Source organism: Thermococcus profundus, assembly GCF_002214585.1.
GTDB classification, from domain to species: domain Archaea; phylum Methanobacteriota_B; class Thermococci; order Thermococcales; family Thermococcaceae; genus Thermococcus; species Thermococcus profundus.
In genome coordinates this window covers 474896-500603 of the sequence record NZ_CP014862.1, presented here as the reverse complement: position 1 = coordinate 500603, position 25708 = coordinate 474896, and the positions used below count along the sequence as shown (strand labels likewise).

The 25708-nt window shown below is 53.4% G+C and carries 45 protein-coding genes and 6 tRNA genes; 3 read left to right on the top strand and 48 right to left on the bottom strand.

Features of this window, described 5'->3' with window-relative positions:
• Nucleotides 1-119: 119 nt before the first annotated feature.
• Nucleotides 120-197, bottom strand: a tRNA-Arg gene (locus A3L09_RS02815).
• A gap of 104 nt (nucleotides 198-301) precedes the next feature.
• On the opposite strand from A3L09_RS02815, the gene A3L09_RS02810 reads away from it, so the two are divergent.
• Nucleotides 302-378: transfer RNA gene (locus tag A3L09_RS02810), tRNA-Gly, on the top strand.
• Nucleotides 379-556: 178 nt separating this feature from the next.
• A complete protein-coding gene (locus tag A3L09_RS02805; RefSeq protein WP_088857527.1) occupies nucleotides 557-1312 on the top strand; it encodes a metallophosphatase family protein in 756 nt (251 codons plus the stop codon).
• A gap of 5 nt (nucleotides 1313-1317) precedes the next feature.
• On the opposite strand, the gene A3L09_RS02800 is transcribed toward A3L09_RS02805, so the two are convergent.
• Nucleotides 1318-1617, bottom strand: coding sequence for an FUN14 domain-containing protein (locus tag A3L09_RS02800; protein ID WP_088857526.1), 300 nt, complete (start codon nucleotides 1615-1617; stop codon nucleotides 1318-1320).
• 115 nt (nucleotides 1618-1732) lie between these two features.
• On the opposite strand from A3L09_RS02800, the gene A3L09_RS02795 reads away from it, so the two are divergent.
• Entirely contained in the window at nucleotides 1733-2062 is a 330-nt protein-coding gene (locus tag A3L09_RS02795; protein WP_088857525.1) for a PadR family transcriptional regulator, read from the top strand.
• 85 nt (nucleotides 2063-2147) lie between these two features.
• Here A3L09_RS02795 and A3L09_RS02790 read toward each other — a convergent pair whose 3' ends face one another.
• From A3L09_RS02790 to A3L09_RS02565, 46 genes are all read right to left on the bottom strand, one after another.
• Nucleotides 2148-2306, bottom strand: coding sequence for a 50S ribosomal protein L40e (locus tag A3L09_RS02790; RefSeq protein WP_014012517.1), 159 nt, complete (start codon nucleotides 2304-2306; stop codon nucleotides 2148-2150).
• Nucleotides 2307-2363: 57 nt separating this feature from the next.
• Nucleotides 2364-2451: transfer RNA gene (locus A3L09_RS02785), tRNA-Leu, on the bottom strand.
• A gap of 40 nt (nucleotides 2452-2491) precedes the next feature.
• The gene (rpsB, locus tag A3L09_RS02780) at nucleotides 2492-3097 is read right to left on the bottom strand and encodes a 30S ribosomal protein S2 (protein ID WP_232473563.1); all 606 of its coding nucleotides are present in this window, start codon (nucleotides 3095-3097) and stop codon (nucleotides 2492-2494) included.
• 22 nt (nucleotides 3098-3119) lie between these two features.
• Nucleotides 3120-4145 (bottom strand): hypothetical protein, encoded by a 1026-nt coding sequence (locus A3L09_RS02775; protein WP_088857524.1) that lies wholly within the window; start codon nucleotides 4143-4145, stop codon nucleotides 3120-3122.
• A 6-nt stretch (nucleotides 4146-4151) separates the two neighbouring features.
• A complete protein-coding gene (locus tag A3L09_RS02770; RefSeq protein ID WP_088857523.1) occupies nucleotides 4152-4325 on the bottom strand; it encodes a DNA-directed RNA polymerase subunit K in 174 nt (57 codons plus the stop codon).
• 34 nt (nucleotides 4326-4359) lie between these two features.
• Nucleotides 4360-4437, bottom strand: a tRNA-Pro gene (locus tag A3L09_RS02765).
• 17 nt (nucleotides 4438-4454) lie between these two features.
• Complete coding sequence (locus A3L09_RS02760; RefSeq protein WP_088857522.1) at nucleotides 4455-4652, bottom strand: DNA-directed RNA polymerase subunit N; 198 nt, start codon at nucleotides 4650-4652, stop codon at nucleotides 4455-4457.
• Nucleotides 4653-4684: 32 nt separating this feature from the next.
• Nucleotides 4685-5092 (bottom strand): 30S ribosomal protein S9, encoded by a 408-nt coding sequence (locus tag A3L09_RS02755; protein WP_088857521.1) that lies wholly within the window; start codon nucleotides 5090-5092, stop codon nucleotides 4685-4687.
• An 11-nt stretch (nucleotides 5093-5103) separates the two neighbouring features.
• Nucleotides 5104-5532: a 50S ribosomal protein L13 gene (gene rplM, locus A3L09_RS02750; protein WP_088857520.1), complete on the bottom strand. Its 429-nt coding sequence runs from the start codon at nucleotides 5530-5532 to the stop codon at nucleotides 5104-5106.
• 6 nt (nucleotides 5533-5538) lie between these two features.
• Nucleotides 5539-5904, bottom strand: coding sequence for a 50S ribosomal protein L18e (locus A3L09_RS02745; protein WP_088857519.1), 366 nt, complete (start codon nucleotides 5902-5904; stop codon nucleotides 5539-5541).
• A 69-nt stretch (nucleotides 5905-5973) separates the two neighbouring features.
• Nucleotides 5974-6058: transfer RNA gene (locus A3L09_RS02740), tRNA-Leu, on the bottom strand.
• A gap of 1 nt (nucleotide 6059) precedes the next feature.
• Nucleotides 6060-6842 carry a DNA-directed RNA polymerase subunit D gene (locus A3L09_RS02735; RefSeq protein WP_088858962.1) on the bottom strand — a complete coding sequence of 261 codons (783 nt, stop codon included), beginning with the start codon at nucleotides 6840-6842 and terminating at the stop codon, nucleotides 6060-6062.
• A 41-nt stretch (nucleotides 6843-6883) separates the two neighbouring features.
• Nucleotides 6884-7303 carry a 30S ribosomal protein S11 gene (locus tag A3L09_RS02730; protein WP_088857518.1) on the bottom strand — a complete coding sequence of 140 codons (420 nt, stop codon included), beginning with the start codon at nucleotides 7301-7303 and terminating at the stop codon, nucleotides 6884-6886.
• Nucleotides 7300-7842 (bottom strand): 30S ribosomal protein S4, encoded by a 543-nt coding sequence (locus A3L09_RS02725; protein WP_088857517.1) that lies wholly within the window; start codon nucleotides 7840-7842, stop codon nucleotides 7300-7302. The genes A3L09_RS02730 and A3L09_RS02725 overlap by 4 nt, the downstream gene beginning before the upstream one ends.
• A 10-nt stretch (nucleotides 7843-7852) precedes the next feature.
• Nucleotides 7853-8302 carry a 30S ribosomal protein S13 gene (locus A3L09_RS02720; RefSeq protein WP_088858961.1) on the bottom strand — a complete coding sequence of 150 codons (450 nt, stop codon included), beginning with the start codon at nucleotides 8300-8302 and terminating at the stop codon, nucleotides 7853-7855.
• Between the two features lie 38 nt (nucleotides 8303-8340).
• Nucleotides 8341-8427 (bottom strand) — tRNA-Ser (locus A3L09_RS02715).
• Nucleotides 8413-9000 (bottom strand): class I SAM-dependent methyltransferase, encoded by a 588-nt coding sequence (locus A3L09_RS02710; protein WP_088858960.1) that lies wholly within the window; start codon nucleotides 8998-9000, stop codon nucleotides 8413-8415. The genes A3L09_RS02715 and A3L09_RS02710 overlap by 15 nt, the downstream gene beginning before the upstream one ends.
• A gap of 40 nt (nucleotides 9001-9040) precedes the next feature.
• Nucleotides 9041-9838: a hypothetical protein gene (locus A3L09_RS02705; RefSeq protein WP_088857516.1), complete on the bottom strand. Its 798-nt coding sequence runs from the start codon at nucleotides 9836-9838 to the stop codon at nucleotides 9041-9043.
• Nucleotides 9839-9895: 57 nt separating this feature from the next.
• A complete protein-coding gene (locus tag A3L09_RS02700) occupies nucleotides 9896-11710 on the bottom strand; it encodes a DUF262 domain-containing protein (protein WP_088857515.1) in 1815 nt (604 codons plus the stop codon).
• Nucleotides 11711-11785: 75 nt separating this feature from the next.
• Complete coding sequence (locus tag A3L09_RS02695) at nucleotides 11786-12790, bottom strand: RNA-guided pseudouridylation complex pseudouridine synthase subunit Cbf5 (RefSeq protein ID WP_088857514.1); 1005 nt, start codon at nucleotides 12788-12790, stop codon at nucleotides 11786-11788.
• A 180-nt stretch (nucleotides 12791-12970) separates the two neighbouring features.
• Complete coding sequence (locus A3L09_RS02690; RefSeq protein ID WP_088857513.1) at nucleotides 12971-13222, bottom strand: 50S ribosomal protein L14e; 252 nt, start codon at nucleotides 13220-13222, stop codon at nucleotides 12971-12973.
• Nucleotides 13223-13235: 13 nt separating this feature from the next.
• Nucleotides 13236-13805, bottom strand: a complete 570-nt coding sequence (gene cmk / locus A3L09_RS02685; protein WP_088857512.1) for a (d)CMP kinase — start codon at nucleotides 13803-13805, stop codon at nucleotides 13236-13238.
• 10 nt (nucleotides 13806-13815) lie between these two features.
• Nucleotides 13816-14088 (bottom strand): 50S ribosomal protein L34e, encoded by a 273-nt coding sequence (locus A3L09_RS02680; protein ID WP_088857511.1) that lies wholly within the window; start codon nucleotides 14086-14088, stop codon nucleotides 13816-13818.
• 42 nt (nucleotides 14089-14130) lie between these two features.
• Nucleotides 14131-14652: an EMC3/TMCO1 family protein gene (locus tag A3L09_RS02675; protein WP_088857510.1), complete on the bottom strand. Its 522-nt coding sequence runs from the start codon at nucleotides 14650-14652 to the stop codon at nucleotides 14131-14133.
• Nucleotides 14645-15235 (bottom strand): adenylate kinase, encoded by a 591-nt coding sequence (locus A3L09_RS02670; RefSeq protein ID WP_088857509.1) that lies wholly within the window; start codon nucleotides 15233-15235, stop codon nucleotides 14645-14647. Before A3L09_RS02670 ends, A3L09_RS02675 begins: the two co-directional genes overlap by 8 nt.
• Before the next feature lie 84 nt (nucleotides 15236-15319).
• Complete coding sequence (secY, locus tag A3L09_RS02665; RefSeq protein WP_088857508.1) at nucleotides 15320-16702, bottom strand: preprotein translocase subunit SecY; 1383 nt, start codon at nucleotides 16700-16702, stop codon at nucleotides 15320-15322.
• 38 nt (nucleotides 16703-16740) lie between these two features.
• Nucleotides 16741-17187 (bottom strand): uL15m family ribosomal protein, encoded by a 447-nt coding sequence (locus tag A3L09_RS02660; RefSeq protein ID WP_088857507.1) that lies wholly within the window; start codon nucleotides 17185-17187, stop codon nucleotides 16741-16743.
• A gap of 11 nt (nucleotides 17188-17198) precedes the next feature.
• A complete protein-coding gene (locus tag A3L09_RS02655; RefSeq protein ID WP_088857506.1) occupies nucleotides 17199-17666 on the bottom strand; it encodes a 50S ribosomal protein L30 in 468 nt (155 codons plus the stop codon).
• 11 nt (nucleotides 17667-17677) lie between these two features.
• Nucleotides 17678-18385 (bottom strand): 30S ribosomal protein S5, encoded by a 708-nt coding sequence (rpsE, locus tag A3L09_RS02650; protein WP_088857505.1) that lies wholly within the window; start codon nucleotides 18383-18385, stop codon nucleotides 17678-17680.
• Nucleotides 18382-18987: a 50S ribosomal protein L18 gene (locus A3L09_RS02645; RefSeq protein ID WP_088857504.1), complete on the bottom strand. Its 606-nt coding sequence runs from the start codon at nucleotides 18985-18987 to the stop codon at nucleotides 18382-18384. The genes rpsE and A3L09_RS02645 overlap by 4 nt, the downstream gene beginning before the upstream one ends.
• A gap of 10 nt (nucleotides 18988-18997) precedes the next feature.
• Entirely contained in the window at nucleotides 18998-19444 is a 447-nt protein-coding gene (locus tag A3L09_RS02640; RefSeq protein ID WP_088857503.1) for a 50S ribosomal protein L19e, read from the bottom strand.
• A gap of 10 nt (nucleotides 19445-19454) precedes the next feature.
• Complete coding sequence (locus tag A3L09_RS02635) at nucleotides 19455-19835, bottom strand: 50S ribosomal protein L32e (protein ID WP_088857502.1); 381 nt, start codon at nucleotides 19833-19835, stop codon at nucleotides 19455-19457.
• 10 nt (nucleotides 19836-19845) lie between these two features.
• Complete coding sequence (locus tag A3L09_RS02630; protein ID WP_088857501.1) at nucleotides 19846-20400, bottom strand: 50S ribosomal protein L6; 555 nt, start codon at nucleotides 20398-20400, stop codon at nucleotides 19846-19848.
• Between the two features lie 10 nt (nucleotides 20401-20410).
• Nucleotides 20411-20803: a 30S ribosomal protein S8 gene (locus A3L09_RS02625; RefSeq protein WP_088857500.1), complete on the bottom strand. Its 393-nt coding sequence runs from the start codon at nucleotides 20801-20803 to the stop codon at nucleotides 20411-20413.
• An 11-nt stretch (nucleotides 20804-20814) separates the two neighbouring features.
• Nucleotides 20815-20985: a 30S ribosomal protein S14 gene (locus A3L09_RS02620; protein ID WP_088857499.1), complete on the bottom strand. Its 171-nt coding sequence runs from the start codon at nucleotides 20983-20985 to the stop codon at nucleotides 20815-20817.
• A 1-nt stretch (nucleotide 20986) separates the two neighbouring features.
• Entirely contained in the window at nucleotides 20987-21538 is a 552-nt protein-coding gene (locus A3L09_RS02615; RefSeq protein ID WP_088857498.1) for a 50S ribosomal protein L5, read from the bottom strand.
• Between the two features lie 11 nt (nucleotides 21539-21549).
• Nucleotides 21550-22281: a 30S ribosomal protein S4e gene (locus A3L09_RS02610; RefSeq protein WP_088857497.1), complete on the bottom strand. Its 732-nt coding sequence runs from the start codon at nucleotides 22279-22281 to the stop codon at nucleotides 21550-21552.
• Nucleotides 22281-22646, bottom strand: coding sequence for a 50S ribosomal protein L24 (gene rplX / locus A3L09_RS02605; protein WP_088857496.1), 366 nt, complete (start codon nucleotides 22644-22646; stop codon nucleotides 22281-22283). Before rplX ends, A3L09_RS02610 begins: the two co-directional genes overlap by 1 nt.
• A gap of 10 nt (nucleotides 22647-22656) precedes the next feature.
• Nucleotides 22657-23082, bottom strand: coding sequence for a 50S ribosomal protein L14 (locus A3L09_RS02600; RefSeq protein ID WP_088855830.1), 426 nt, complete (start codon nucleotides 23080-23082; stop codon nucleotides 22657-22659).
• 3 nt (nucleotides 23083-23085) lie between these two features.
• Complete coding sequence (locus A3L09_RS02595; protein ID WP_088857495.1) at nucleotides 23086-23430, bottom strand: 30S ribosomal protein S17; 345 nt, start codon at nucleotides 23428-23430, stop codon at nucleotides 23086-23088.
• On the bottom strand, nucleotides 23427-23807 hold the full coding sequence (locus tag A3L09_RS02590; protein WP_198362284.1) for a ribonuclease P protein component 1: 381 nt from the start codon (nucleotides 23805-23807) through the stop codon (nucleotides 23427-23429). The genes A3L09_RS02595 and A3L09_RS02590 overlap by 4 nt, the downstream gene beginning before the upstream one ends.
• Entirely contained in the window at nucleotides 23693-23959 is a 267-nt protein-coding gene (gene yciH / locus A3L09_RS02585) for a stress response translation initiation inhibitor YciH (protein ID WP_232473605.1), read from the bottom strand. Before yciH ends, A3L09_RS02590 begins: the two co-directional genes overlap by 115 nt.
• Nucleotides 23960-23995: 36 nt before the next feature.
• Nucleotides 23996-24196 (bottom strand): 50S ribosomal protein L29, encoded by a 201-nt coding sequence (rpmC, locus tag A3L09_RS02580; RefSeq protein ID WP_088857492.1) that lies wholly within the window; start codon nucleotides 24194-24196, stop codon nucleotides 23996-23998.
• On the bottom strand, nucleotides 24183-24818 hold the full coding sequence (locus A3L09_RS02575; protein WP_088857491.1) for a 30S ribosomal protein S3: 636 nt from the start codon (nucleotides 24816-24818) through the stop codon (nucleotides 24183-24185). The genes rpmC and A3L09_RS02575 overlap by 14 nt, the downstream gene beginning before the upstream one ends.
• A 5-nt stretch (nucleotides 24819-24823) precedes the next feature.
• A complete protein-coding gene (gene rplV / locus A3L09_RS02570) occupies nucleotides 24824-25294 on the bottom strand; it encodes a 50S ribosomal protein L22 (RefSeq protein ID WP_088857490.1) in 471 nt (156 codons plus the stop codon).
• Nucleotides 25295-25304: 10 nt separating this feature from the next.
• The gene (locus A3L09_RS02565) at nucleotides 25305-25706 is read right to left on the bottom strand and encodes a 30S ribosomal protein S19 (protein WP_088858959.1); all 402 of its coding nucleotides are present in this window, start codon (nucleotides 25704-25706) and stop codon (nucleotides 25305-25307) included.
• Nucleotides 25707-25708: the final 2 nt, after the last annotated feature.

Below are 25708 nucleotides of genomic sequence, written 5' to 3'. Positions count from 1 at the left end.
GGACACCTCAAGAGTTCTCACGTTCAAAACGGCACATTAAAGAGAAAATCACGTTAAATTTGCTTCTTAGTTAGAAAGAGCTACACTCTTTGATGAAACTTTGCCCAGCAAAGGTTCTATGGCGCCCCGGCGGGGATTTGAACCCCGGACCTCGAGGTCCGCAGCCTCGCGCCCTATCCAGACTAGGCCACCGGGGCATCTGCCAGCTAACCATTCTCGGGGACGCTTTATAAATTTAACCTTTGGAATGAACCGAAAGATTTATAAACAACTCCCAAATGAGTATCTAACGGGCTGGAGTGCGGTGGTAGTCTAGCCTGGCTAGGACAGCGGCCTGCCACGCCGCTGGCCCGGGTTCAAATCCCGGCCACCGCACCAACATTTTCTGCGGAGCTTTTCCAGCCAAAATCGTGATGCCGTTGCTCAGAATTAAACTCCCAAGGTGTTCTTTGAGTACTCGATAGTGTTCCCCGGCTACCCCCTTCGTACACGAAAGGTTTAAATAGGTGGGAGTTTTTAGTATAGTTTAGTAAGAAAAATGGATGGGGGTGAGGGCATGACGTACGTGGCTGTTCTCGCGAATATAAACGGGAACCTTCCCGCACTCACCAAGGCGCTCGAGAAGATAGAGGAGCTCAAGGAGGAAGGCTACAACATCGAGAAATACTACATCCTCGGCAACATAGTCGGTCTCTTTCCATACCCGCGGGAGGTTCTCGACGCCCTCGACGATCTCCTAAGGGACAACAAGGTCATGATGATAAGGGGGAAATTCGACCAGATAATAGCCGCCAGTGATCCGCATGCGGAGGGACCGGATTACATAGACAGGCTCGACATTCCCGAGCACGAAAAAACCGCCCTGAAATACACTTGGGAAAAGCTGGGACATGAGGGCAGAGAATCCATCAGGGATCTCCCCGTGTACCTAGTAGACAGGATGGGCAAGAACGACATCTTCGGCGTTTACGGTAGTCCAATGGATCCCCTCAACGGCGAAATCCTTCCAGATCAGCCGACCAGCTACTACGAAACCATAATGAGACCCGTTAAGGACTATGAGGTGCTCTTCGTTTCCTCTCCGAGGTACCCTGTAAACGCAATGACCAGATACGGAAGGGTGGTATGCCCCGGAAGCCTCGGTCATCCTCCTGGAAGAGAGCACAAGGAAACCTTCGCACTCGTTGACGTCGATACCCTCCACACCAAGTTCATAGAGATAGACTACGACAAGAAAATCGTTGAAGAGAGGATAAAGAGAGAGAACCTGCCAGAGGAGATCGTGAGAATTCTGTACCGCGGAAAGCCCTGATCCTTTCACCCTTTTTGGAAGCCCAGGTAAAAGCCCCCTATAAATGCCCCCGTTCCTGGGAGTATACCCATTACTTTCTGACCGAGGCTTACAACTTGAGAGGTAACGTTGCCGGTGAGGTTAAACAGTTTGTCGGTGTTTATTGTTATAACCCCCTTCTGCTGAAGCCAGAAGAGACTGAGCACATAGGCCCCGATTATTGTCATCACGATCTTCATGAACTTTTTGAGGGCGTACCCAGTTACAAAGCCGGCTATTCCACCAACGCCCAAATCTCCAATCATTCCGTTTAGATCAAGCTGCATGGCTATCCCCTCGTACGAACTGGTTTTCAGGGTTAAAATAGTTTTCTGGTTCCCAAAGCTTTAAATTATACCGCGTTGAAATATTTACCAGGCATGAATTATTTCGGGTGGTATCATGACGACTCCCATGGAGAGATTGAGGGGAAAGATCACAAAGGAAGTCCTCTGGCTCTACATCCTGAGACTGCTGAAGGAGAGACCAATGTACGCCTACGAGCTGAAGCAGAAGATAAAAGAAGCGTTTGGATTCGAGCCGGCGACCGTCAGCTCCTACGTCGTCCTGTACAAGCTTGAGAAAGAAGGCTACGTGACGGCTAAGTGGCAGGAGAGCAAAACTGGAAAGCCGTCGAGGAAGTACTACGAGCTCACACCAGAGGGCGAGAAGCTTCTTGAAGAAGGTGTCGAATTCCTAGAAGAAACGCTGTCAAAGCTCAAAGGGCTGTGAACACCTAGGACTTTTTTCGATCATTAAACCGAGCACAAAAAAGATCGAACGCATAAAAATACACAAAAGGAAGGAAGGTTTAAGATCAGCGTCCCATTCCACCGCGCGGCTCCCTTGCCTTCGGGCGAAGGCCCTTGTAGCCGCACTTCCTGCACTTCTTGGCTTTCCACGGGTTGGTGGCGCCGCAGCGCATGCACACGTACTTTCTAAAGATCCTTGCCTCAGCCTCAGGGAATCTCGCCATTGATGATCACCCCATGATCCTGATCAAACTCCCTACAGTTCCGGCTTTTTAAACCTTTGGTGCGGGGGACGGGATTCGAACCCGCGCAGCCCTGCGGCAGCGGATCTTAAGTCCGCCCCCTTTGGCCAGGCTCGGGCACCCCCGCGCGAGGGAGAGTAAATCTGGGGAAGTTAAAAATCTTCCCCTCAGCTCCTGACGATCCTCATCTCAAAGTCCTCAACGGGTATCTTGAACTCGTCCCTGCTACCGATCTCTTTCCTGTTGTATAGCACTTCCCTCGCGAGGATCCAGTAGATGAGCGCAAGTGCCTTCCTTCCCTTGTTGTTGGTCGGAATAGCAAGGTCAACGTAGCTGAGGAAGTTCTCAGTGTCAACGAGGGCCACTATGGGAACGCCTATCTCAACGGCCTCCTTCATGGCCTGGTGGTCGGCCCTCGGATCGGTGACGATGAGGACGTCTGGCTCCATGAAGTTCTTAACCTGCGGGTTGGTCATGGTTCCCGGGAGGAAACGGCCCGGAATCGTCCTGGCACCGGTGACCTCACCGAACTTCTTGACCGGCTTCTGGCCGTAGAGCCTGACGCTGACGGCGAGGATGCTCTCCGGGTCAAAGCGGGCAAGGAACTTCCCGGCAACCCTAAGCCTCTCATCGGTCTTCCTAACGTCGAGGACGTAGAGGCCGTCCTGCCTGACCCTGTATATGAACTTCTTCATGTCCTGAGTCTTCTGCTGGGTGCCGATGTGGACACCGGCGGCAAGGTACTGATCGAGCGGAACCAAATACTCCTCCATCTTTCTCAACCTCCTTTTTTTGCTATCCTTCAAACGTTATCAACCTACCCCTTTCGCCGAGATCCTCGGCTATGCGGTTTAGTTCGTTTATCTTGGCCACCGAGTCCTTCCCCAGAACCATGGCCGGGCACTTAAGACCCACTGCAAGATGGGGAAGGGCCTCGTCGGCCGACTCATACCTGGCCTCGGCCAGGATCGGGGTTATCCTCTCGGATTTAACATCGTTGACCAGATTGTAAAGATCCGTGAGCGTGCCCAGGTTTATGGGCTTTATCGAGAGGGCGTTGTAGTACCTCCTGTCGATGATGCCCTTCTCCCTGAAGAGATGCTCGCCGTCGATGAAAACACCGTGGGTTCCCGCTATGAGCTCAAGGAACAGTTCCTCGTCGCCAATGGGCTTGACGTAGGCGATGTTGTTGTCCTCCACCAGAGTCATTAGTTCCTCCAGCCCCATAGGCTTTTTCTGGACAATCCCGAGGGAGACTTCGAGACCGAGCTCCTCACCAGCTTCCTCACTCGCCTTTGAAAGGGTTTCAAGTGAATTGTCGGAGGCCTTCTCAGCGACCTTTGTCATCGCATCAATGACGTCGGTTATCTCCATGATATCCCTGACCAGTACGTAGTACTCAAAGTCATCGCTCTCAGCGAAGCTCAGCACCGGGATCGGCAGTTCAGTTGTGAATGTGCCGCCGATGTAGCTGTACAGCGACATCTTCCTCACGCTGGCCGCGGCCTTTGCAACGGCTATTGAAACCGCCAGCGCCGTGTTGGCCCCTATATGGCTGAGATCCTCGGTTCCATCTATCTCCCACAGATAGCTGTCGATCAGCTCCTGCTCGCTGGCATCGAAGCCTATCAGTTCAGGCCCTATTATCTCATCGACCTCGCTGACAGCCCTGTGCGCCTCCGCGATGTAGAGGTAGGGATTCTCGTCAATGGGAGCTGCGAACCTGCCGAAGCCAGAGTCGGTGACCACATCCACCTCGACGGAGTACTTGCCACCCCTGAGGACGGCAATCCTGCCCATGACGTTTTCTATGACCGTCATCTTCCCTCAGCTCGGACGTATTACTGTGATGGGGATTATTCCCTTTTCGAACTCGATTATCGCGGCCTGAAGCGGAGTAGCCCCTTCCGGAACGTCCACCAGGACCGGGGCACCGAGGGCTATCTGGAGAGCCCTTGCTCCTATTATCCGGGCCTTTTCAAAGCGGGTATACTTGAACATGACCACCACCTGCCAACCCAACCAGTGCAAATTTTGGTGGGGCCGCCGGGATTTGAACCCGGGTCTCCGGCACCCCAAGCCGGGAGGATAGACCAAGCTACCCCACGGCCCCACAGAAAGGCCGGTTTTTCAGTAGACCTTGTAGACCATTACCTGGTCTATGAGCTCGACATGGCTCAGGAGGGTTCTCCTGCAGCAGTACCTCTCGATCCCGAGGTCGTCGAGCACCTTCTCGGGATCTTCCCCTTTCTCAACCCTCTCCTTGAACTCGTAGTATTTGTCGCCTATCACGCGACCGCAAGTGAAGCACCTGACGGGAACTATCACCCGTATCACCTCAAATTTTTAAAGGAAAGGCATCAGCGGTACGACTTCTGCCTCTTGGCCCTCGGACCCTTTGTTGAGCGGTTGGGCTTGTGGGGCTCGGTCCTCCTGCTGTCTCCAACGAGCATGGTCCTGTCGTACTTCATAAACTTTTCCTTCAGGTTCATGTCGTTGGTCCACTCAACGAGGGCCCTGGCTATGGCAACCCTGGCTGCTTCGGCCTGACCCATGAAGCCACCGCCCTCGACCTTAACGTCTATGTCGACCTTGCTAACTATCCCTTCACCGGCGAGGATGAGCGGCTCCATGATGGTGAACCTGGCTATCTCAGGCTCAATGATCTCAACGGGCTTGTGGTTGATCCTAACCCTGCCCTTTCCTTCCCTTATGGTAGCCCTCGCAACGGCCGTCTTCCTCTTACCAGCAGTCTGAATGACCTTCATCTCCTCTCACCTCAGAACTTTCCACCGAGGAACTTCGCAACCTCTCCAACGGTAACGTACTTGGGCGTGGCCAATCTAGACATGTGGGCCTCGCTTATGGTCTCAAGCTCCTTACCCTCAAACTCCTTGGGAACGCCTGCATAGACCTTGAGCCTTCTAAAGGCCTTCCTTCCGCGATCGGTCTTCCAGGGGAGCATGCCCCTGACAGTTCTCCTGACGATCTCGTCGCTCCTCTTTGGGTAGAACGGGCCCCTCCTCGGGTTGGTTCTGGTTCTGAGCTCGGTCCTCTGCTTGTACTTGGCGAAAATGTCCTCGCGGTTTCCGGTGATGATGGCCTTCTCGGCGTTGACTATGACTACCTCCTCGCCCTCAAGGAGCATCTTGGCGACCTTCGAGGCGAGCCTTCCGAGTATGAGTCCTTCAGCGTTAATTATCCTCATGGCCCATCACTCCATTATGGTTACTCCACTACCCTTCGGGTTTCTCTCAATGAGCTCCTCAATCGTGAGGACCTCTCCACCTGCCTCGACTATCTTCTTCTTAGCGGTCTCGCTGACCTTCCAGGCGGCGACGGTGACCTTGTGCTCGAGCTTTCCTGCACCGAGGACGCTTCCCGGAACGACAACAACGTCTCCATCCTTGGTGTAGCGGTTGATCTTGCTGACGTTCACCTCAGCCCTCTGCCTCCTGGGCCTCTCAAGGCGCCAGGCTATGTCCTTCCATACGTTAACCCCTTCCTCGTTCGACTTCTTTCGGAGGTAGCGGATGAGCCTCCTCAGGTTTATGTCAGTTGGTCCGGTTCTCTTGACCATGAACATACCTCCTTATCACTCTCTCACAGTGGGAAACCGACAGGTCCGACGGGGTGAGCGTAATGAGAGTGCGGGGGCGGGGATTTGAACCCCGGAACCCCTACGGGAGTGGATCTTGAGTCCACCGCCTTTGACCAGGCTCGGCAACCCCCGCGTCAGTCGGCTAATTTATGGAGTTCACTTATAAATCTATCGCTCTTCCTCATGAGTATCTTGAGAGCTGTGGCCACTGTTTCTTCAACGGGGAGCTCTCCGTTGCTTTCAACGGTAAAGACGAACGCATTGGGCACGATCTCCTCGCGGATTTTGTCACCCTCGTACTGCTCAAACTTGCGGGGGAGGTAGAAAGCCTTTATCGTAGTTATAACGACTTCAGAGTCGCTCTCCTCAGCGGGAAGCCCCCTCCTCTCGGCAAGCTTCTTGAGTTCCTTCCAGTCTGGGATATCCTTGCTCACGTGCACCCTTGTGAGGTACTTGTAGTAGACGAAGCCAGGCTGCCACTTGGCATGGTCTTTGCCGCGCCCGAGCCTAGCGTAGGCGTTCAGGGTGAGCCTCTGTCCCTCGGCGAGCTTAACTATCGGTATGTTGGGGTTGGCGGGCTTTACCCCTTCGTCGTCGCTCTTCAGGTCGCCGGAATACACCATGCCCGGCCCTTCAGCCTCGAGGGAGAGGGTGACGGTGTGATCATCAAGCTCAAGGGCATCGAGGGAGAACCTTTCGTGGGGAGTGGTGAGGGGTATCATGGCAAGCCTGTGGGCGATTATCTCGTCGAAGAGGGCTGAATCGTTCTCAAAGAACTCCACCTCGTCAACTGCAAAAGTCGGAACTTCAGCTAAGATAGTCCTCCTAAGGGCGTTGGCGAAGGCGACATCAACCCCCCTGAGAATGAACTTTATGGAATCTTCCCGTTTTTCAAGAACCTCAAATTTGGGCTTCATGGTTTTGCTCATGGGCACCACCAAAAAAAGAAGTTGTGGGATCAGACGCGTCTGCCCCTTCTTCCGCCCTTCGGCCTGGTGCCGTCGTGCGGAATCGGGGTGACGTCCTCGACCCTTCCGATCCTGAGACCCGCCCTGGCGAGGGCCCTAATAGCCGCTTGGGCACCCGGACCAGGGCTCTTGCTCTTGCTCCCTCCAGGGGCGCGGACCTTGATGTGAACGCCGACGAAGCCCTTCTCCATGGCCTCCTCTGCGGCCCTCCTAGCTGCTATCATGGCCGCGTAAGGCGAGGGCTCGTCCCTGTCGGCCTTGACTACCATACCACCGCTCCATCTGGAGACGGTCTCGGCCCCGGTGATGTCGGTGATGTGGATTATTGTGTTGTTGTAGGAGGAGTAGATGTGGGCCACGCCCCACTTCTCCTTCTTCTTAAGGCTAACTCCCTGTGTCTGCTCGCTCATGCGGCCTCACCCTTCTGAGCCTGTTCAATAACAACCCTCTCCGGGTGGCTCTCCTTAGAGAACGGAGAGTTCTTGGCGTAGGTTATCGCGTCCTCCTCAGCTTTCAGGACGAGGTATCCCGGGGAGCGGACTATCTGACCGTTGACCTCTATGTGGCCGTGGACTATGAGCTGCCTTGCCTGCTTGATGGTCCTGGCAAGACCCTTCTTGTAAACGAGGGTCTGAAGGCGCCTGTCTAGGACGTCCTCAACGGTAAGCGAGAGGACGTCATCGAGAACGGCATCGGCCGGAAGGAGGCCGAGCCTGTTGAGCCTCTGGAGGAGCTGTTCCCTTTCGATCTCGGCCTGCTTTCCGCGGGCCGCGAGAAGCCTCCTCGCCCTACGCCTGAACTCCTTGAGCTGGGTCTCGTGGCGCCAGAGTTCCTTCTTGTTCTTGAGGGCGTACTTCCTCATGAGGACTCTCTCGCGGTCGAGCCTCTCCTTAATCCACGGGTGAGAGGGAGTCTCGTACCTCTTCCTCTGCCTCTTGGGGTCTCCCATTTACACCACCTCACTTCTTCTTCCTGCTCACACCGATAGTGCTACCGTGCCTGAAGTTCGATCTGGTTCTCTGGCCCCTAACGGGCAGCCCACGCTCAAGCCTGATGCCCCTGTATGACCTGATCCTCCTGAGCCTGTTGAAGTCCTCACGCCAGGCCATAGCGAGCTTCGCTGTGATGAGGTGCATGTCCTTACCGGTCTCGTAGTCCTTCGGCCTGTTGACGGCCCAGGCCGGGATTCCGTGGGCGACCGGATCCTCAAGGATCTTTTCGATCTTCTCCACCTGCTCATCTGTGAGGTAACCGGTCTTCATGTACGGGTCTATCCCTGCAACCCTGAGCACCATCGTGGCGAAGTTTATGCCTATACCCCTGATTCCCGTAAGGGCCCATCTCAACTGCCTGTTTCCGTCCAGATCAACTCCCGCAACACGGACGATGTGTCTGAAGTTTTCAGTCATTATCAATACACCTCCAGTCAATCCTTCGTAGAGGATTTTGGCGCCGGGACGGGGATTTGAACCCCGGTGTCCAAGCGGACACGGGCTCTCAAGGCCCGCGCCATCCCAGGCTAGGCGATCCCGGCATACACCCGATATCCGCTTCCCTTAGCCAGCTCTCTCACTTCGGTAAAGCTCTCCTCCATCAGGGCCTTAATATAGTTTGCGCCCTGTCGGGTACGGATGACCAGCTGAAGCAACCCCCCGTCGTTGAGATGCTGTGGGGCGTTTATAACTATTTCCCTCAGGATGTCCTTGCCAGCATGAACCGGGGGATTTGTGATTACGGTGTCAAACTTTTCCCCTCTAACGGGTTCGTAGAGACTCCCCCAGCGCACTTCAGCGTTCCTAATGCCGTTGATTTTTAAATTTTTCCTTGCTATACTCACAGCCCTTTTGTTCACGTCAGTCATGACGACGTAGTCCACGAAGCGGGAGGCTACGATGCCTATTGGGCCGTAGCCACAACCCAGATCCAAGACCCTCCAATCTTCATCCAGTACCATGCTCTCAATGAGCAGTTCGGTGCCCCTGTCGAGCTTTCCGAATGAGAAGACCCCACTGGCCGTGACAAACTTGAAGCAGTACCCCCTAACACAGACTTCGATCGTCTTTGTTTTCAGCGGAGTGTTCGGCTCTTCTGAGTAGTAGTGACCCATGGTCGGAGATTGGGTAATGGGTTTATAAAGGTGAAGGGGTTCAAGCACCCAACAGCATGTCCCAAACAATGACCGTACCCAAGGCCGCAACAGCGATGAGGACAAGGAAGGCCAGCTTTTTGCGCTTTGGGAAGAAGTAAGCCTCAACGGCACCAAAGACGGCACTCTGCACGGACAGCAGGAGGAGGTTTTTGATGATGTGACCGTTTCTGCCCAACTTTAAAAGGCGCTCGACAATCTCAAGGGAAGAGTTCTCTACGGTATGTCCCAGGAAATAGATACCAACCAGCAAACCAGCGCCAAATATGGAGGCCTGTATAATCCACAGGCCGGTGTTCCTAGCAGATGTTACCGTCCATTCCTTTCCAGAGGCGAGAGCGTACAAAGTGAAAGGAATGTCTATTATCCACTGCCACATGAGAAGGAAGAGGGGAGTGAATGAAAAAATCTTGAGGGATATGGCGACAACAGAAATTGCCGCTTCCACAACGTTTCCAGTCATGAAAAAGGCCATGCCGAGCAGATACCAAGCTATTATGTGGTAACCAATTATCTCCTGCACGTCCTTCACGAACCTGTCCCTGCCCCAGGTCTCCTCAAGGGCTATGTAGAGCCGCTTAACGTCTTCCCGCCGATAGTCGTGCTTCTCAAGGTATCGGCCAAGGAAGAAGACAGCAGAAATCCCAAAAGGGATCAACAGGGCAAACATCGTCGCGAGTAGCCCAACATCAACAGGCACATCACTACTGCGGGCGGCAAAAAAGAGAAGCACCATGAGTACGATAATCTCAAAAACAACGGTCTCAACTATTAGCTTGAGACCTTTCTTTCCCTGCATGGGAAACACCAGAAGAAGGGAAAAAGAAGGAATTTTGAAACAAATTATATTGAAGAATTATATCGATGTTGCCTCAACAAAAAGTTCAGCTAGGTTTATAGTTCTATCTTTGATAACCTTTCTAACTTTGCTAATGTCGTTGGATGCTTGTTTGAAGTTCTCAAGCATTATTTTGTTTAGGGGGAGATCATCTCCTTTTTCGTCTAGAAGAATTTTGATTTTTGTTGGTACAGGTTTATTCTTTAATTTTGAATTTAATTCCCTGTCCACTAACAAGATATTACCTAACATGTCGATTTCAGGATACTGCTCACTAGACGATATTGGAATTAAGTGCTCGACAGTAAGACCTTGTTTAGATCTTAGGTGCCTACTCTCCTTTGAAAGAATGTATTCATTAATCCGCACTAAAACTTCCCGTGCAACGTTGTCATTGCGTTTTTTAGCAACATACTCAATAAACGATTGCCTAGTTACCTCATCCGAAGGCATTATCTGTATAAGAATTTCTTGATACTTCTCATAGTCAGAACTACATATTGCATTGATTAAATGCCCTATTCTTCTCTCTATTTTGTTCCAATTTGTTTTTGTTATTTTAAATCTTAGTGCGAGTTTATAAAAATCAAAGAGATACTGAAAAGCAAGTTTAGGTTCAATAGAATCACAAAGTATTAGAGAAAATACCAAGGGCAAGTGTTGTTTCACTCCCAGAGATTCAATTCTAGTAAGCACTTCACCTAAATCATCATACTCATAAGGGAACTTCTCGCGAAGAATATCTTTGTACTCAAAGATTCTCTTAAGATCCATGATAAAATTCTCAACGTCCTCTGATGTATGTATTTTGTTCTTAATCTCTGAATATAGATTCTTCTTGCTAAGCTTAGGTGAGTCAGGAGAATCTCTGTATCTCCTAACTAAAAGATAATACCATATGTATCTCTCAGCATCACTATTATCCCCCGTTAGTTCATCCCACAGGTTAGAATATAAAGTTATCTTATCATTATCATTTGTCTCTCTGGCTAAAATCATCAAAAGATAATTCTTTATCAGATCTAATGGACCCAATCTAACACCCCTATCATTTAAAGTTTCAAAAATTAAAAATGCATCGTTTTCATTATTCACAATAAGTACAACAGTCTTGACGTTTTGAAGAACTTCAATAAACATATCCACCATTGTAATAATTTCTGGTGTCAAGATTAGTTCGTTTTCAGGATCAACTCCAAATAACAAACTAGGAATTTCTTCAAATAGATCAAGATAAGTTGAGATTACTGTTGAATATTTTCCATATCCCATCTCACGTAGAAGTTTCTTCAAATGTTTACTAACCTCTCTAGGAACAAATGACTGATTATTTACTAAGTAATTATGTACCCAATTAACAACTCCTTTGTCAACTAATGTTCTCAAAATAGCTTCATCATAAGCTGAATATTTAAATTTTGAACCAACTGCTCTTCCTCTATAGTTTGTAAGAAGAATTAGCCTATTAAGGCCCGAAGCAGCACTTTGGGCTTCGCTTTTAAGATTCTGATCATCAACAGTCTCTGACAAAATATACAACATATCTCGGATAATGGCTATAATCATTGCTGTTGTGATTAGCCTCTGCTGGCCGTCAATGATTTCATAAACTCTAGTGTTAGAGTTTTGTGTCTCATTATCAATAAATATCATCGGTCCAATAAAATATTCTTTGTGTTTAGCTACTGTAAAAATGTCCCTTAAAAACTCTAATGCCTCCTCTCCCCAACTATATCTCCTCTGATACTTAGGGATTTCAAACATTCGATTGCTTTCAGATAACAAACCTTCCAATGATTTTTCTTCAGGAATTATTCTTCCCACAACAGGCATGTTACTCACCAAAGATAATTACAAATAAAGAGCTATATAAGTATTTTGCTCTCTTTGCAATTTTTGCTCTTAGAGTTACCACATCTTCGGATACCAGTCCCTCGGCATGAAGACCTTGTCCACGTCGACGGCTATGCCCCTGCTCTTCTGGATCATCTCCCCGGTCGTCATCATGGCCTTACCCAGGGCAACAAGCTCGTCCTTGAGAGTCATCACCGCAACGAGGTCGCCCTTCTTTATGCCCTTGTGGAGCTTGACTATGCCCGGAACGGCCAGATCAGCTCCGTAGGTAACAGCGGCAACGGCTGAATCCCTAATCCAGACCTTGGGCAGATGTTCCACAGCCTTCTCCATCGGCTGGATTGCCTTCCGGAAGTACTCCTCTATTCCGTCCTCCTTCCAGAAGTGGTAGTAGTCGATGAGATCGTGGAGCGTCACCAGCGTTTCGTCCTCCTTGAAGGGGCCGCTCCTTGTTCTTCTGAGTTCTGCCATGTGGGCACCAACGCCAAGGGCAAGGCCAATATGGTGGATGAGCGAACGGATGTATGTTCCGGCCTCAACACCCACCCTGAAGAGGACGTCCCTGCCGTCTATCTCAAGCACGTCTATGTAGTAAACCTTCCTCGTCCTCAGTCTTCTCTTTACTGCGCTCCTAAGCGGAGGTCTCTGGATTATCTCCCCCTGGAACTCCTTCATAACAGCAAGTATCCTCTCCTCAGGAACGTCGCCGTGAAGGTGCATTAACGCAACGTACTCTTTACCAGCTGGGAGCAATGCCTGCACGACCCTCGTTGCCCTCTCGAGAGCTACCGGCAGAATGCCGCTCACCTTCGGGTCGAGCGTTCCCCCGTGGCCGGCCTTGCTCAGGTTCAGGAGCTTCTTAATCCACGCAACGACCTCGTGACTCGTGGGACCGGGGGGTTTGTCGAGGTTTATTATGCCAAACTTCATGTGCATCTCAATGGGCCTCTTCTCCGGCGGAAATCCCCACTTGGGGTTGGTCTCTGCCTTCTCATCCTTCACAACGACCTCCCTCTTGATGTCAGCGGGAAGGATTCTCCTCACTTCGTCCCTCGCCATGAGTATCACCAGTGAGCGTTATCGGTCTAAGTTCGCTCTCTACTTTATAAATCCACCTAATACGTAAAGCGATATGTGAAAACGTTCAATAACAGAGAATCTTCATGCCAAGAACAGTCAAAAGGTGACAAAGAACAAGAAGAATTCACGGGGATAGTAAGAGTTGTGAGGGGAAGCCCCTCACTCAAGGCCGATTCCAGCCTGCTCGAGGGCGGCCTTGACGGTCTCGTCGTCGGCTCCCCTCTCGATGTTGATCTTCTCCGGAAGGGGCTCGAGGTGCTTGACGTTCATCCTCCTGCGCTTGACCTTGTTCAGTCCAGCGCCGGTAACGAGGACGAAGTTCCTGTCGATGATGTCAACGACGACGACCTTCTGCCCGGCCCTCCTTCCGGCTATAACGACGGCAACCCTTCCAACCTCAATAGCTGGCATTCATCCCACCTCCTTACCGTTTTTTCTTTACCCCCGCGTCACCGACGGGGGAAAGGTGGTCGATGGCGGCCTTCACGATGGCGAAGACCCCATCGGGGCCCCAGTGGGCCGTGTTGATGATCAAATCGTAAATCGATTTGTCCTCGATGTCAATGCCGTAGAGGTTTAAATACCTTTTCCTGTTACCTTTTTCCCTCTCGGCAATCCTTACGAAGGCCTCCTCAACGGAGAGGTTCTCCCTGCGGGCGACCCTTTTGGCACGCTCCATTATCGGAGCGTCAAGCCATATCTTCAGATCAGCGTTCTCAACCATCCAGCCCGCGAGGCGACCCTCAATGACGACGTTGCACTCCTTGGCTGCCTCGACCTGCCTCTTATCAACCTCGCGGTCGATCTCAGGGTGAAGCTCTGCGTACTCCTGGAACTCCTGCAGGCTCATCCCCATCTCCTTCGCCATCTGGCGGAAGATCAATCCAGCGTAGATGTGCTTAAACCCGTAGTGCCTAGCTAAGTTCCGGCAGAGGGTCGTTGTTCCCGAGCCGGCCAGGCCGCTGACGGTTATGACGAGGCAGCCCTTGGGCATGGAAACACCTTCAGAGAGCGATACCAGCCCTGACCTGAGCCTTCATAACCTTCCTCATGCAGCTCGGGCAGAGGTTCGGGTAGGGCCTCTCGGGCCTCTTAGCGGTCTTAGGGAGCTTCCTGAGCTCGCTCGGCCTGCCGCGCGGAACGCCGTTGAGCGGCCTGCCGCACATGGCGCAGTGGGCTATCTTCGGCTTCTTCCGCTCAAAGTGTATGACCGTTCTTCCACCTGGAGTCCTGACGTACTTTCTCTTCCATGACCTTGACCTGTACATAGGCTTCATTTCTCTCACCTCGCCTTTCCTTTTTGGGGATCATTTTTAAATTTAACCCATGTCGAGGAACTTCCTCATGACCATACCGATTATGTAGCTCGAAAGAATGTACCAGCCAAAGTATCCCAGCTCGTCGGGCATCAGGGCTGAGTGGTACATGCTGTGGAACCAGTCGAAGAGGAAGAAGTTGAAGGGGGACTTTGCTATCGCCACCTCCGCGTACCATCTCCTGAGCCATCCGAAGAATATCCAGAATATTGGGAGCGTCAGCAACATCGGTATCATCGTGTCCCTCATCATCTCACTCTGCATTTTCATGAGCTCCATCTGCTTCTGCTGGACTTTCCGTATCTTCTTCTCATCCCCGGATTTCTGGGCTTCGCGCATTTCCTTCTGAATCTGCTTGGCCATTTCCTGGAGCTTTCTGGTCTTCTCAACGTCGGTGAAGAAGTAGTAGATCAGCGTATACGATCCACCTATCACGAACCCCGCAAAGGTTATCGCCAGTAGGGGATGCTGAACTATGTACCCCCCGAACAGGTCATCAAGGAAAGAGTATATCCCCTCAATCATATTCCCTCACCGCCAGATTGAGTACCTGAACAAGTTCGTTGACGGCCTCTTCAAGGCCTTTGTCCTCGTGGTTCTCGATTATCTTTATAAGGGCATCGGAATGCATCGCATAGCTGACCGCGGCAGCGCGGTTTAGATCCTGGTGCCTCTGTATTTGCTCCTCTGTTTCAACGTCCCTGTCCCTCTTAAGATCCCTCAGCCGTCTTCCAAGTATCTCGCTCGGAGTGGCCTCGATGATAACTATGAAGTTCGGTCTGATGGTCTCTATGACCTCCTTCGGGAAACCGAGAAGGTAGCCCATGGGTGTTCTTATTGTGGCGTGTGTGTCCAGCAGGACCGGCTCCTTCCTGGCGATCTCCACTATCCTCTGGGCCGCACGGAGCTGGAGCTCTTTCTGAAGCATTGGGTCGAGCTTTCTCATCTCATCCCTGTGGCTCACGAGCCCCTGCTTGACGGCCTCGTCGAACATTATGTCCCCGAAGTTAACCAGCCGAAACCTTACGCTGGTCCGCTGAAGAGCGAGACGCGTTATCGTGCTTTTGCCAACACCCGGAATACCCGTTATCATGACGACGAACGGCATGAACACCACCTTGATACTGATCCAGCTAAAAGTAGGGGCCTTTCTTTAAAAGATTTGGGAAGACAAAAGTGGAAAAAGGGGAAATCACTTGGTTGCGAAGAACTTCCTCAAAGCCGGGAACATCTCAGTAGCCTGCTCCCTGGCTATTTCCTCGTAGAACCTGTAGAGTATACCGACCGTCAGGAGGATACCGGTTCCAGTACCCAGGGCACCCAGGAAGCTCGCCAGCACTGCAACTATCGCCAGGGTGAGCGAACCCCAGAAGGTAACGTAGGGGATGTACCTGTTGAGCACCCTCTCCAGTATTCTGGGGTCCCTCCTGAATCCGGGGATCTGAAGTCCGGCGCTCTGAAGCTGTCTGGCTATGCTTTTCGCGTCGAGACCGGTCAGCTCAACCCACAGGAAACCGAAGAGCACCGACCAGAATATCGTCTGGAGTGCATAGATGGTTGCCTGAAGGGGATTGTGGATCAATTGGTAGACGTCGTACGGTGGAACCGTGTACTTGGCAATACCAGAGACCGGGGTGTTGCCCTGGAACGTTCCGAGCCAAGTGTAGCCGTAGTTGTTGAGGAGCCTAGCCCAGAGCTGAACGTTCGAATAGAGGGCCATAGTGAGGATGATCGGGATGTTGCTGACGTACATGAACCTTATCGGGTACCTCCCGCGGACGGTTACCCTTCCATAGCTGAGTGGTATCTCAACGCGCATGCTCTCGAGGTAGACGACTATCATGAACACGACGATGGTCGCCAGTAGTTTGATTATGTCGGGAAGTCCCGGCCTGTAAACTGCCCCGCTGAGATCGCCGTTGACTATATGCTGGATGAAGGCTGGAAGGGCACCGCTGAGCTCGTTGGGGTTCTGGGGGAGCGGAAGCGGGTTGAGGGACTTAACCATGACCTGCTGTGAGACTCCGGCGGCGATGAAGAGACTGATACCGCTTCCTATGCCCCACTTGCTCACGAGCTCATCGAGCATGATAAGGATCGTCGAACCCAGTCCAAGCTGGACTATGACGAGTATCCCTATCGCCAGTGTCATATCAACCCCTATCCTGCCGAACGCGCCAGCGAGGACGTATATGGCCGCCTCGAAGAAGGCCATGAAAACTGAGAACAACCTCTGGAGGGCCTGATAGAACCTCCTGTCCTCCGGATTTGAGAGGTCGAGCCTGAGGATCTCAGAACCGACGAGGAGCTGGAGGATTATACCAGCGGTAACGATGGGACCAATACCCAGGGTTAAGAGCGATCCATTCCTACCCGCGAGCACAAATCTTAAGGTCGCGAAATAGTCCTGAACCGATGAGGGTACTCCATAAAGCGGGATTTCAGCCAGTATAAAGTACAGCAACAGGGCCGTGCCCGTCCACATGAACTTCTCCTTGAGTGGAACCCGCCTCTTGGGCCTTTCAACCTCGGGGAACCACCTTTCGATCGCGTAGATCACTTCGCGGACGCCCATTTTTCAACACCCGTGAAAGCTTTGAAAGAAATAATGAATCAGGCGAGGAGAACCTCGCCACCAGCGGCCTTGATCTTCTCCTCGGCCTTGGGGGTGACGTAGTAGGCCTTCACCACGAGGGGCCTGGTGAGCTTTCCGGTTCCGAGAACCTTGTCGACGCCGAGCTGGGTGGTGTCGACGACTATCTTCCCCTCCTCCTCGTAGGCAACGCCCATGTCGAGGAAGAGCTGGAGGTTCTCGTCTATGTCGCTGAGGTTTATGGTCTGCGGAGTGTACTGAACGGCCTTGGGCCTGTGGAAGCCGCGCTTGCCGAGCCTGTCAGGGGCGTACTTTATGACCCAGGTGAACTTCTGATCCTTCCTCTTTCCGGTACCTGCCATACCTTTACCGCCCTTGCTTCCTCCGCCTCTGTGCTTCTTCTTGCAGCCCCATCCGTGAGTGTGACTTCCGCGGAGCTTCCTAACCTTCTTCCTCCTCCTTATCATCTCTCGCCACCTCAGAGCATTCTCTCAATGAGCTCGTTTATCTTCTCGCCGCGGTAGCCGAGTGCTCCGCCCTCTTTAAAGCTGCGCTTCTTGCCGCCCTTAAGGCCACCCCTCGGCGGGTGGAGCCTGAAGACCGGCTTGATGTTTGGCAAATCGGTGAGCTTCATCTCGCCGTTGACGACCTTCTCGGCGAACTCCTCGATGCTCATGCCGAGCTTCTCCTGGACGTACTCATCGGTTACCGGTCTGTTCCCTATGAGCCTGCCCCTCTTTCTGATGAGCTTTGCAAGGGTCTCCTTGTCTATCTCGCCCCAGGTTATGTAGTCCTTGACCTTCTGGACCATGCCCTTGTAGCTTGGGGTGTCGTCGACGAGGACGAGGTGGTTTATCCTGTGGAGGCGGAGCATGGCGAGGGTGTCCCTTACCTCACCCCTAGCCCTTATCCCGCTCCTAAGCCTGATGAGTGCAAGCTTTGCCATCTCCTCTCACCTCACTCAACCTGGAAGCTCGTTGGCATCTCCCTTCCAACGACGATACCGTAGCGCTCGATGTCCTCTGGCTTAAGGGCAACGCGGTTGGTGTTGTAGAGCGCGTTGAAGACAGCCTTGGCGAAGTTAACGGTTGTCCTCGTCTCACCGAGGGTCTGAGACCAGACGTCCTGAACTCCAGCGAGGCTGAGTATCTTCTTGCCGACGTCACCGATGACCAGTCCAAGACCGCGCGGCCCCGGCATGAGCTTGACCTTAACGCTTCCCTCCTTGCCCTCAACGGCGAACGGAATCGAGTGCGGCCTCCTGCACCTGCACTCCCAGCTTCCGCAGCCGCGCTTGATCTCGATGATGTTCATCTTGGCGTAGTTAATGGCCTTCCTGATGGCAATACCGACTTCCCTTCCGTGGCCTATTCCAAGACCGACGTAGCCGTCCCTGTTGCCAACTGCCGCGAGAACCCTGAAGCGGATCCTCCTGCCGCTGTCGGTCATTCTCACTGTAAGGGCTATGTCCAGTACCTCCTGGTTCTCCCTGAGGTTGACCTCGGGAAGGAGGACGTCAACTATCTCGGGCTCCTTGATCTGGTAACCCTTGCGGAATATCTCGTGAATGTCAGTTATCTGACCCTCCTTGACGAGCTTGCCGAGCTTGGTCCTCGGCTCCCACTCCTCAAGAACGCGCTGGGCCATCTCTCTCGGGTCGCTCATTCTCTCGCCCCCTCAAACTTCTCGATTATCTTTGCCTTAACCTCTTCAAAGTGCTCGGGGAGCTTCTCGGGCTCAAGGCCCCTGACGAGGTAGCCTCCAAACTGCTTCCTGTAGAGGCTCTCGTCCTCCTCCTTGAGGGCCTTGGCGTAGTTGGCAACGTGCTCACCGTTTATCCTGTAGTCCTCGGGGTAGATCTCCTCGCTGTGCGGGACGTTTAAACCAGCATCAACGGCGCCCTTGAGGACTGCGAAGATGCTCGAACCCTTGGTCGGCGGGTGAAGGCCTATGTCGAGGATGGCCTCCTCTATGCCTGCCTTCTTGGCCTTGTAGCCTATGAGAAGACCGAGCAGGTAAGCGCTCGGCGTGTTCCCGCCGTGGCCCTTCCAGCCGAAGTCCCTCATGAGCTCCCTGGTGTGGGCTGAAACGAGCGTTTTGTCACCCTTCGGATCGTAGACGACTATCTGGGCAATGTGGTGGTTGAGGGTCTTCCTCACGACAAGCCTGGGCTTTCCAGACTTGAGGAGGGCGAGCCTCTTGTGATAGTTAGTCTTACCCTCTCTCCTCCTCCTGAACGGAACCCTATACCTCGGTCCGTGTGCCATCTCTCTCACCTCACTCCTTCAAGATACCGTGCTCCTGCATGAACAGGTAGAGCTGCCTCTTGTTCTTGAACTGGCCGCCCTTGGCCCTGATGTAGAGCCTCCTGTAGGTGTGCTCGTCGAGCTTGCCCTCGGCCTTGAGCTTTCTAAGTTCTTTCCTCAGGGCCCTTATGGTCATCATCCAGCGCTCCTTCTTGCCCATCCTGGCGGTCTTCTTGCCCTTCCTGCTTCCCGGGCCCCTGTGGCGGCCCTTCTTTCTGGCCTCCTGGTAGGCCCTCGCCCTGGCCCTGCTCTGGCCCTTGACGGGCTTCTTCTTTATGACGCCGTCGTGGATGAGCCTCTTGATGTCCTCACGCGTTATCGCGGAGGCCACATCGTCGATCTTCTCCGGGTCGATCCAGACCCGGTTCTCACCACATTTGAGCAGTTCAGCGGCAATCCTTCTCTGCATCTTGAGCATGACCCTCACCTCACGGGTTGAGTACCTTCACGCCGAGCTCCTTGGCCCTAGCGACTATCATCTCTCTCTTCCTCGCCCCTACGGTTCCCGCTATTCTAGCTGCCTGCCTGGTCGGGTCGATAGCTTCTAGCTCCTTGACGTTGTGGACTAGGACTTCCTCGTAGCCGCTGGGGTGAAGACCCCTAACGGCCCTTGGTGAGCTCCAGCCTATGCTCGGTGAGCGCGGCTTGCCCTTCTTCTTGAGTCTCATCTTGCTGTCGATTCCCTTGGGTCTTCTCCACTTCGGGTTGTTCTTGAACTTGGGATACCTCCACCACTCCTGGCGGAGGAAGCGGGGCTTCTTCCTCTTGATCCTAGCCCTTATCCTAAGGAGTCTCGCCTTCTCGTTCATTTCTCACACCTCAGAACCTTATCGGCTTACCAGCCTTCTCAACGATGTAGATTCCATCCTGGAAGACACGCCTGTCCCACTTGGTTATTCTGGTCGCCTGCTCGATGTTGGCAGCGGTCTGGCCGACAGCTTCCTTGTCGATGCCCTCGACGAGGACTTCCTGTCCCATGACCTTGACGGTAACGCCCGGAAGGATCTTGGCCCTCCTCGGGTTCTTCTCACCGAGGAAGTTCTCTATGACCACCTCGTCTCCCTGGACTTTGACAGTAACTGGGAAGTGGCTGTAGACGACCTTGAGCTTGTAGGTGAAGCCCTCGGTAACACCGCGGATCATGTTGGCTATGTGGGCCCTGAACGTCCTGGCTATGGCTATGTCCTTCCTTCTCGGGAACTCCTTGTAGACGACGACCTTACCGTCCTCGGTGAATATCTGAACACCGGGATAGCTGAACTCCCTCTCAACCTCACCCTTTGGGCCCTTGACCCTGACGGTGTTGCCCTCAACGGTAACCTCGACTCCCTCAGGAATCTCAACCTCTTCCCTTACCCACGCGTCTATCGGCATCTCTCTCACCTCAGTAGACGTAGGCTATCAGTCTGCCGCCGATTCCCTTCTCGATGGCTTCCTTGTGGGTCATAACACCTTGGGATGTGGAGACTATGAGTATTCCAAACTCGAAGGCCGGAAGGAACCTCTTCTCCCACTTCTCGTACTCTCTGGCCTTCACCGGGAAGCGCGGCTTAATCGCTCCAGCCTTGTTGATCTTGCCTATGAGCTGAACGCGGTAGATACCGGCCCTTCCGTCGTCTATGAACTCGAACTCACCTATGTAGCCGTTCTCCTGCATAACCCTGAGAACCTCTCCGATGAGTTTGGAGGCGGGCTTGAGGTAGACCTCCTTCTTTCCAACCCTCTCGCTGTTGGTCATGTGTGAAAGCGCGTTTGCCAGCGGATCAAGCAAAGTCATCTCCTCTCACCTCACTCGTACTTCTTAAAGCCCAGCTTGGGGGCTATCTCTCTAAAGCAGTGCCTGCAGAGCATAAGGCCGTGGATCCTGATAACCGGGCCGTACTGGCCGCAACGCATGCATCTCCTCGCGCCCTTCCCAAACTTCCTGGGCTTCCTCTTGTTGTAGTCAGCCTTCGCCATCTCACAATCCCTCCACCTTGGCCTTCAACTCCTCCATAGCGAAGACGATACCCTCTTCCTTGGTCATCTTGTGCCTCGTCGGTATCTTTTTCCTCTGCCTCTTCCTCTTTGCAACCCTGAAGCCGGGCCTCTCAAGGGTGACGCAGACGTCCATGCCGAAGATACCGATCTCCGGATCGTACTCAACGCCCGGGATGTTGATGTGCTCCTGAATTCCAAAGCAGAAGTTTCCGTGCTCATCGAAGTTGCTCGCCTTGAGCTTCCTGTCGACGGCCTCAAGCAATCTGTCGAGCATCTGGTAGGCCTTCTCACCGCGGAGGGTGACCTTAACGGCTATCGGCTCTCCCCTCCTGATTCCAAAGTCCCTGTTGGTCTGCTTGGCCCTCCTCCTTATCGGCTTCTGGCCAACGAGGTTCTCAAGCATGGTCTCGGCTTTAGTAAGTCTCTCGCCGCTCTCGCCAACTCCAATGTTTATGGTGACCTTCGCGATCCTGGGCTTCCTCATAGGATGAGCTTCCCAGTCAGCGAGGATTGCCTCTCTGTTTATCTCCATCTCATCTCACCTCACGGAAGGGAAATAACGGGTTTGTCCTTACCGACAACGAAGGCGTACTCCTTCAGGGTGTCGAACTTCTCGCCGCTCTCGTCCTCAATGGTGACGACGTCCGGCCAGCCCATTGGGAACTGCCTGACCTCGACGATCTTACCCTTCCTGGCAACGTTCTTACCCTGGGTAACGAAGACGTAGGCCCCTATCTCGAAGGGTATGACCTCGACCACTTCCCTCTCGGGGACCTTCATGAGGACAGTGTAAGCGGTCCTGTATGAGTCCTTCTCGGCGAATCCAACGAGGTGGTTGCTCCCGTCGTGGAGGTTGAGCTGAACCTTTGCACCCTTGACCATCCTCTTGTTGTTGATGCGGAAGGGCTTGAGCTTCGCTTCCTCCTCGCTTATCGGGTGGAGTATGAGCTTTCCGATCCTGTTTGGAAGAACACGGTAGTACTCGCCGGTCTCGGGAATCGAGATAACGTCCATGATTCCGACCGGGAACTTGTAGTCCTTCCTAACCCTGCCGTCAACGAGGATTTTACCCTCGTTGAGGATCTTCCTGGCTTCCCTGGCGGTCTTGGCGTAGCCGAGGTAGTCCCTGACTATGTAGAGCAGGGGAATTGATGTTCCCATGCTGTGCGGTCCCGGCCTGGGCCTCACGGCCCACTTGTACTCCTTCCTGTGGATGTACCATGAAGTCGGAGCGGCAAGCCTCTTAAGGTGCCTCTTGGCTCCCTTTCTCGCCATCAAGCAGCCCTCCTCTCAATTATCTTCTTCCTCTCCTCATCGTCGAGGTTGAGTTCAACTATTATCACGTTCGAGGGGTGGATTGGATAGAAAACCTCGGTGCCGTCGACCTTGGTCTGGGTGACACCCTCGACGTGAATCCTGTACCTCTTGAGGTCAACTTCCATGACCTTCCCTTCCTTGCCCCTGAAGTCTCCCCTAACGATCTTCACCTTGTCCCCTTCTCTAACCGGAAGGTTCCTGACACCGTACTTCTCCCTGAGCTCCCTGCTGAGGGGAGCGGCAATTATCTTCTGCCTGAGGTGAAGGGGAGCGTTGTAGAGGAACTTCCTCTGCTTCCCGGGTTTCTTGGAATCGAGCTTCATCTCTCTCACCTCACAACACTATGCTCGCTATGCTGCCGAGCCTGACCCAGCGCTCGGCGGCCTCCCTAGCTATGGCACCCCTGATCTCGGTACCCCTCGGGACACCTTCAGGGGTGACTATTGCAGCCGCGTTGTCCTCGAACTTAACGCGCATGCCGTCAAGCCTTCTGTACTCCTTCCTCTGCCTGACAACGACTGCCCTGACGACCTGGTGCCTGATGTCGGGCCTTCCCTTCTTGACCGTGGCGATGACCATGTCGCCAACGCCAGCGCTCGCGAGTCTTCTCCTGGTGCCCTTGTAGCCGACGACGCCTATGATCTGGATGACCTTGGCGCCGCTGTTGTCGGCGACCTTGAGGTACGCACCGATTGGAAGGGCCCTGGTGGGCCTGACGGGGCTAATTCCCCTGGTTGCACCCGCACCCTTCTTGGCCATCCATCACACCTCCTCTGCCCTCTCTGCCCTCTGGGTTATGGCAACTACAACGAAGCTCTTGGTCTTGCTTATCGGCCTGGTCTCCGCTATGAGAACCCTGTCCCCAACCCTCGCGTTTATGCACTCCGGGTTGTGGGCGTGAACCCTGCTCCTCCTGAGCTCGTACCTCTCGTACTTCTTGAGGTACTTGTAGTGCTGCCTCTCAACGACGACGGTCTTCTTACCCTTGTCACTGACTACAACTCCCTCGAAATATCTGCCGTGTATCTTGAGGTGCCCGTGCCAGGGGCAGTTTGGATCGTTACATTTCTCAGCTGGAGGCTGAACCTTCAATCCGATCTCTCTCATTTTCGCCACCTCTTCTTCAACCTCATCTCGGGTCTCCCGACCAGATTTCTCCCATCGACTCTAATCCTTTCGCCGGCGGCCGTCTCGAACTCAAACTCGACGACGTCCTTCGGAACGGTCCAGACCCTATCACCGCCTATGGTGAGAGTGTTACGCGTCTCATCAAGGACGTAGCCCTCGATGCCAACCAGCTCTGGATGAGATGCCCTTATAACCTTTGCTTTCAGCCCTATGAGCTCGTGCCATATTATGTTTCTGGCCGTCACTCGACCTCTATGAGATCCTCGGAGAACCCAAGGTCTCCGAGCAACTTCTTGACCCGTTCTCTGTGGTCTCCCTGGAGCTCTATCCTTCCCTTCTTCACGGTCCCGCCGCATGCCAGCTTCGCCTTCAGCTTCTTTGCTATGTCCTCAAGGTCGAACTCTTTCTCATCTATGCCCTCGATTATGGTCTTGAGCTTTCCGTAGCGGGCCCTCTCTATGTAGACCCGGATTCTCTGCTGCTCCTTCAGGACCTCCTTAAAGAGCATCTCATCCAGAGGGTTAACAATCCTTGGCACCGAACCTCACCTTTTCTCCCTAAGCTTCTCCCTCTTTATGGTAAGCAGGCGCGCGATGTCGCGCCTGAGGTTCCGGATGACCATGGGGTTCTCGGTGGAAGTCCCCATGGTGAGCATGCCCCGCTCCTTGGCCAGCTCAAGCCTGAGCTGCCTGAGCTTCTCATCGATCTCGTCAATGCTCATCTCCCTAATCTCACTCGGCTTCATTGGTGCTCACCTCTTCCTCGACTATGGGCTTCTCAACTACCTCTATCTCATCAGGAAGCCTTGCATCGGGCGGCATGATCGAGACCTTGACACCTATGACACCGAGCTTGAGCAGAGCCTGTGCGTAGCCCCTGCTGACGAGGGTCTCGGCGGGGTTTCCGACCTTGGCGAGGTAGCCCTGGTAGAAGCGAACACTCTTAGCTCTCTCACCGGTGAGCTTTCCACTAAGCCTTATCTCGACACCCCTAGCGCCGTTCCTCATGATGGCCCTTATCGCTGAATAAGCCGCCCTCCTGAAGTGGATGCCCCTCTCAAGGGCCTGGGCGAGCCTTACAGCCTGGACCTTGGCGTTGAGGTAGGGGTTCTTGATCTCCTCGACCTCAATCTGCGGGTTCTCGAGGCCAAACTGCCTCTCAAGAATCCTGGTGAGCTCCCTTATCTTCCTTCCACCCCTTCCAATAACGTAGCCGGGGCTGGCGGCGAAGATGACAACCTTGGTTCCGAGCGGGGTCTTCTTTATGTCTATTCCGCCGTAGCCAGCCCTTCTAAGCTCCTTCTCAAGGTACTCGTCGATGAGCATCTCCTTAACGTTCTCCTTGATGAAATATCTCTCGATCGCCAAAAGTCTCACCTCCTAATCTCCTCGACGACTACCTCTATGTGGGTCGTCTGCTCGTTGAACGGTGTGGCCCTACCAAAGGCCCTCGGAATGTATCCCCTGAGAACAGGGCCCCTGTGAGCTGCGGCGTGGATTATCTTGAGCCTATCCACGTCGAGGCCCTTCTGCTCGGCGTTGTTCTTGGCGTTGAGGAGTATTTTCTTGACGGCCTTGGCAACCTTGACTGGGTACCTTCCGGGACCGAAGCCTCTGCCCGGCTTGTGGCCCTGGCTGTCGTTGTGCCTCTTCATCGGAACCGGTCTCTTGAGGGCTATGACGTCGTCGAGGTAGCGGAGAGCGTCGTTGAGCATCATGCCCCTTATCTCCCTGAGGAGCTCAACGCTGTGCTTGGGTGAAATCCTGAGGTCCCTTCCGCTTGCCCTCGCCATCCTCTCGGGATCAAAATTTTGGAATGAGTAGGAAAACCTGCCCCTGCTCATCTAAACCACCTCACTTGACTGCAACGAACATCGATGACCTGGTTGCACCGACACCAGGTGATCCGTGCTGGACTATCTTTCTCGTAAGGGCGAACTCACCGAGGTAGTGTCCGATCATCTCCTCCTTGATCTCGATCGGAACGAACTCCTTTCCGTTGTGAACGTGGATGGTCATGCCGACCATCTCTGGGAGGATGACCATGTCCCTGCTGTGGGTCCTTATAGGCTTGTTGTACTTGCCCTTCTTGGCAAGGCGTATCTTCCTGAGGAGCTTCTTCTGCTCCGGGGAGAGACCGCGCTTGAGGCTCCTCCTCTGCCTGCTCGGGAGGAGCTTGGCAAAATCTTCAAGTGACATGTTGAGGAGTTCCTCGAAGGTATAACCCCTGTACCTAAACTCCTTCTTTCTCGCCATCT